Source organism: Anaerovibrio sp. (assembly GCF_051866355.1).
Classification (GTDB): Bacteria; Bacillota; Negativicutes; order Selenomonadales; family Selenomonadaceae; genus Anaerovibrio.
In genome coordinates this window covers 5,930-11,414 of sequence record NZ_JBJDWZ010000123.1, presented here as the reverse complement: position 1 = coordinate 11,414, position 5,485 = coordinate 5,930, and the positions used below count along the sequence as shown (strand labels likewise).

Below are 5,485 nucleotides of genomic sequence, written 5' to 3'. Positions count from 1 at the left end.
TGGTGTTTTTGTATATTATCAGACAGGCGATGCAGAGAAAGTGATGTGACGGAGGAATATGGCAGATACTTCTGTAAGCTATAAGTGCCCTAACTGCGGCGGCCCACTGGCGTATGCGCCCGGCAAGGGGAAGGAAATCAAGTGTGAATACTGTGAAACCACATTCAAGGTAGAGGCTCTGGACAAGGTCTTTGCCCAGTCAAGGGAAATGGCGGCGGCAGCAGAGGAACAGGAGAAGCAGAAATGGACACCTGGTGAGGCAGGCAACTCATGGTCGGCGGAGGAACAGGCAATGATGCGCACCATGACCTGTTCCTCCTGCGGGGCGGAAATTGTCTGCGACGAGAATACCATGGCAACCGAGTGCTGCTATTGCGGCAATCCGACCATGATACCGGGCAGGTTTGCCGGGATGCTGAAGCCGGATTACGTTATTCCTTTTTCCAAGAGCAAGGAAGAGGCCGTGGCGGCCATGAAGGAATTTTACAAGGGAAAACGGCTGCTGCCCAATAATTACGCCTCGACCAGCAGGCTGGAGAAAATTCAGGGCATGTATGTGCCTTTCTGGCTGTTTGATGCCGAGGTAGAGGGCAGTGCAAGTTTCAGTGCAACTCAATCCCGCAGCTGGGATGAAGGGGATGACACCATTACTGAGACAGACCACTACCGCTGCATCAGGCAGGGCGGTATGGATTTCCGGCGGGTTCCGGCAGATGGCAGCCGGAAGATGGACGATACCTACATGCAGAGCATAGAGCCATACGATTACAAGGAAATGGCGGAGTTCAATACCGTCTACATGGCAGGCTATCTGGCTGACAAGTATGATGTGCCGGCCGAGGAGTGCGTGACCGTGGCAGACAGCCGTATTCAGTGCAGTACCCTGGATACGCTGGAGGAGACGGTGACAGGCTATGCAACCGTTTCCCGTGATGAAGGCAGTGTAGTGAAAAAATCCTCAAGGGTGTCCTATGCTATGGCTCCGGTGTGGATTTTGAGCAGCAAGTACAAGGATGAGGTTTATACCTTCATGATGAATGGTCAGACAGGCAAGATTGTAGGCAGGCTGCCGGTGGATACTGGCAAGGGCTTTATGTACGGGGCGGCTGCCGCAATGCTGACCCTGCCGCTGACTTATTATATGTTCAAGGTGCTTTTGGCGCTGATTTTTGATTAGGAGGCAGGCTATGGGATACATGAAAAATATTATTGCAATAGTGCTGCCTCTGCTCCTGTGGGCATGGGCAGTCATGCCATTGGAACTGGCGGCAGCTGCCGGGCAGGTGGCAGGGCAGGCGGCTGTGCAGGAGTCAGGCAAGGAACGGCTGCAGCGGCAGGAAAAGCCGCTGGTGGTGGACAAGATAGGTGTTATGTCGGAGCAGCAGCGCCGGGAACTGGAGCAAAAGCTGGCGGATATAAGCGACCGTCACAATATCAAGGTGGCACTTCTGGTAGTGAAAAAGCTGCCGGAAGGGATTTCCATTGAGGATTATGCCAGACAGTATCTGTTTGACAACTATCGTGACCTGGAAAATAATAACGGTTCCATTGTTTTTGTACAGGTGACCTGGGATCGGAAATACCGGGTGGCGACTGATGCCAACATGATGAAGATTATTACTGATGAGCATGGCTATCCATATCTGGAGGAAAGATTTTTGGATAGCCTGAAAGATGATGAGTATTATCAGGCGTATAATGAGTATGCGGACGCCGTGGATGAGCTGTGCGAGTATTATGAGGAAAATGGCGAGGAATATGACCCCTTCGATGAGTTCAGTCCGGCGGCCATGCTTCTGGCTATCCTGCTGTCCGGCGGCATAGGCTATAATTTTTATCGCTATCTTCGGGGAAAGATGTGCAATGTGGCACCGGAGGGGGATGCGGATGCCTACATGGACAAGAATTCCCTGCACCTGACCCAGCGTGAGGATGTGTTCCTGTACACCAGCCGTTCCGTGGTGCATCATGAATCAGGCGGTGACGGTGGCGGCAGCGACGGCGGTGGCGGCGGCGATAGCGGCGGCGGTGGCGGCAGCTACTGATACGCTGTAAAGTAATTATATAGGCAGGGGATGTACCCCTGCCGCTATGAAATGTGTGAGGAGGTGATTCCCATGCGCAAGCTGGGACAGGATGCTATTGCCATTAAGAGGGCGGAGCAGTCTTTTGACAGGAAGCGGAGAACAGTGGGGCTGTTTGGCGCGCCGATTCTGGCGTTGCTGGTTTTTATGACGCCAATTGACGCGCTGACACCGGAAGCGCACAAGCTGTTATCCATTATGGTGCTGGTAGCTCTGTGGTGGATCACGGAGCCGGTACCCATTCCTGTGACATCGCTTTTGGGGCCGACCCTGGCGGTCATGACCGGCGTGGTCAAGGCGGATGCCGCCTTTGGCGCTTTTGCCAACCCTATGATTTTTCTTTTCATGGGCGGCTTTATTCTGGCGAAAGCCATGATGCTGCACGGGCTGGACAAGCGTTTTTCCTACTGGATTTTGTCGAGGAAATGGGTTGGCTCCAATCCCCGCAGGATTTTTCTGGCTATTGGCATGGCGGCGGCGCTTTGCTCCGGCTGGGTGAGCAATACGGCAACGGCGGCCATGATGCTGCCTATCTGCCTGGGGCTGCTGTCCGCTATCAAGGAAATGATGGCGGCCAATGGCAAGGAGATTGACCTGTCGGACTACAAGTACGCTACGGGGCTGATGCTGATGACGGCCTACAGTGCTTCCATCGGTGGCGTGCTGACGCCTATCGGCACACCGCCCAACCTGATTATGCTGGGCTTTCTGGACCAGATGGCGGATGTTCATATTTCCTTTTTTCAGTGGATGGAATGGGGATTTATCGCTATGGTGGTGTACTTCATTATTGCCTATATGGTACTGATGAAGCTGTTTCCAGCTGACGTGGAACGGATTGACGGAGCGGAGGAGTTTATTGCCAGCAGGATTGCGGAGCTGGGGAGCTGGACGAGAGCGCAGAAAAACACGCTGATTTGTTTTGCCGTGGCTGTCGTTCTCTGGGTTACGCCGGGCTTTCTGGGCATGGCGCTGCCGCCGGGTGATCCGGTGCTGAAAATGTACAACCGTCTGTTCCCGGAGGCTATTGCCGCCATGGGCGGTGCGTTGCTGCTGTTTTTGATGCCTATTGATTTTTCCGAGCGGCGGTTTACCATCAGATGGGATGAGGCCAAGGAGGGCATTGAGTGGGGAACCCTGATTTTGTTTGGCGGCGGCCTGGCTATGGGTTCCATGATGTACAAGACGGGGCTGTCCTCCTGGATTGGTGATTTGATTGTGGGCAGCATGGGCGGCAGTGTGTCACAGGTGACGGTAGTGGCAGTATTTTCTGTGATGGCGCTGCTGCTGGCCGAGCTGACATCTCACACGGCGGCTACCAACATGATCGGGCCTCTGGCCATTACGGTGGCTTTGTCGGCCGGGCTCAGCCCTATTCCTGTGGCAGTGGGCATAGCCCTGTCTGCTTCCCTGGGCTTTATGCTGCCGGTATCCACGCCGCCGAATGCCATTGTGTATGCTACAGGTTATATTCCGATTACCAAGATGCTGAGTACAGGCGTGTATATTGATATTATCGGCATTGGCTGTGTTACTATCCCGCTGTCCATCTACTTTGTGACCTGGGTATTGGGTTAGGGGCCGGCCTGATGGCGTAATGATGTGATAATTTTTTTATTGGAAAGGGGTGGAGAGGCATGAAGCGTATTTTACTGCTGGCTCTGGTGCTGGCCGGATTATTTGTCCGTCCTGCTTTTGCAGAGTATTCGGGGGATCAGCAGGTCAGGGAATTCATTCCCTGCATCGCGGGTATCTGGGTAGATGAGGCCGGACACCGCCAGATGCATATTTTTGGCGGGCAGGATGGCATCAATACCTTCCGGATTACTAATATCCGCGATTGGCAGGGGAACAGCCAGGATGGCTCCGCTGTGATTACAGTGATGGAAAAGCGCGGCTCCCGTGAGATGTCTGTGGCATATCACAGGGATGGCGACGACAGCTGGCTGCTGCTGGATGGCAGGCTGAAGGTTGTGCCGGAACAGCAGGAAAAAATTCATGCGGAATCGGTAGGCGGTGTGATGCTGGATATGCCACTGATGAAGCTTTTGCGGCTGTACGGCCCGCCGACGGATTATCTGGAGGAGGCTGATACGCAGGCTCTCTGCGGTGTCAGCAGCTATGCCTGGTACTATAGGAGTGAAGGCTGGCTGGTGACCTTTGACCCAAGCTCCGGCACGGTGGACAGGATTTTCCTGTTCCCCGGCAGCAGCAAGTTTCTTGACAGGGCTGTGCTGAACTGTGATTCGCCTTTGGAGCGTTTTGCCGGGCTGTACGGCCTTCACAAGACGCCTGCGCCCGGTGATGTATTTCATCTGGGTCAGCAGGAGTATCTGAGCTTTGCCGGCTATCCCGGCTATATCTGCCTGAGTATTTATGACAATTAGCAGCAGGAGTGCCTGCTGCCCGCATCCGGGACAAAGTGGTATGTTCTCATTCCGCAGGGAATGTATATGACATATCACTTTGTCTTTTACTTTTGTGCCTGTTTATGATATACTATCCCTGCTTTTTGTTTAGTGAGATTTTGAGGAGGCAGAAAAGTGGATCTTAGTATAGTTGAGCTGTTGAAAACCGTGATTCTGGGCGTGGTGGAGGGCCTGACAGAATGGCTTCCCATCAGCAGTACCGGGCACATGATTCTGGTGGATGAGTTTATAAAGCTGGATGTATCCAAGGCATTTATGGATATGTTCCTGGTGGTAATCCAGCTGGGGGCAATTCTGGCCGTGGTGGTGCTGAATTTTGAAAAGCTGAATCCTTTTTCCACCTGGAAAACCCGTCAGGAAAAGAAGGACACGTTCCAGCTCTGGTACAAGGTTATTCTGGCCTGCGTACCGGCGGCAGTCATCGGCCTGGCCTTCAACGATTACATGGAAGAACATTTCATGACGGCTCCGGTGGTGGCGGCTACCCTGATTTTTTACGGCGTAATGTTTATTCTGGTGGAAAATTACAATAAAAACCGCCGGCCGAGCGTCAGCGATTTGAGCAAGCTAAGCTACAAAACAGCGTTTATTATCGGACTGTTTCAGGTGCTGTCACTGGTGCCGGGTACGTCGCGCTCCGGCTCCACCATTCTGGGCGGCATCCTTTTTGGCACCTCCCGCTATGTGGCGGCAGAATTCACCTTCTTTCTGGCAATACCTGTCATGTTCGGCGCCAGCCTTTTGAAGCTGGTGAAGTTTGGCTTCCACTACACGGGGGCTGAGATTTTTATCCTTGTGGTGGGCATGGCTACCGCCTTTGTGGTTTCCATCCTGTCCATTAAGTTTCTGCTGCAGTACATCAAGAACAATGACTTCAAGGCCTTTGGCTACTACCGCATTGTGCTGGGCCTGATTGTGATTGCATATCTGTTTTTGGTGGGTGATCCGACCCTGCAGTAATTTGCCGGTCGG

The 5,485-nt window shown here is 53.2% G+C and carries 5 protein-coding genes; all 5 read left to right on the top strand.

The window, feature by feature from the left end:
* Window positions 1-58: 58 nt before the first annotated feature.
* The 5 genes from ACI3UA_RS06575 to ACI3UA_RS06555 all read left to right on the top strand — a co-directional run bounded on the left by ACI3UA_RS06575 (window position 59) and on the right by ACI3UA_RS06555 (window position 5,473).
* A complete protein-coding gene (locus ACI3UA_RS06575) occupies window positions 59-1,177 on the top strand; it encodes a hypothetical protein (protein ID WP_439724021.1) in 1,119 nt (372 codons plus the stop codon).
* Window positions 1,178-1,187: 10 nt separating this feature from the next.
* Window positions 1,188-2,045, top strand: coding sequence for a TPM domain-containing protein (locus tag ACI3UA_RS06570; RefSeq protein WP_439724020.1), 858 nt, complete (start codon window positions 1,188-1,190; stop codon window positions 2,043-2,045).
* Window positions 2,046-2,117: 72 nt separating this feature from the next.
* A complete protein-coding gene (locus tag ACI3UA_RS06565) occupies window positions 2,118-3,662 on the top strand; it encodes an SLC13 family permease (protein WP_439724019.1) in 1,545 nt (514 codons plus the stop codon).
* A 59-nt stretch (window positions 3,663-3,721) separates the two neighbouring features.
* The gene (locus ACI3UA_RS06560; RefSeq protein ID WP_439724018.1) at window positions 3,722-4,471 is read left to right on the top strand and encodes a hypothetical protein; all 750 of its coding nucleotides are present in this window, start codon (window positions 3,722-3,724) and stop codon (window positions 4,469-4,471) included.
* A 156-nt stretch (window positions 4,472-4,627) separates the two neighbouring features.
* Window positions 4,628-5,473, top strand: a complete 846-nt coding sequence (locus ACI3UA_RS06555) for an undecaprenyl-diphosphate phosphatase (RefSeq protein ID WP_439724017.1) — start codon at window positions 4,628-4,630, stop codon at window positions 5,471-5,473.
* The last annotated feature ends 12 nt before the right edge of the window (window positions 5,474-5,485 follow it).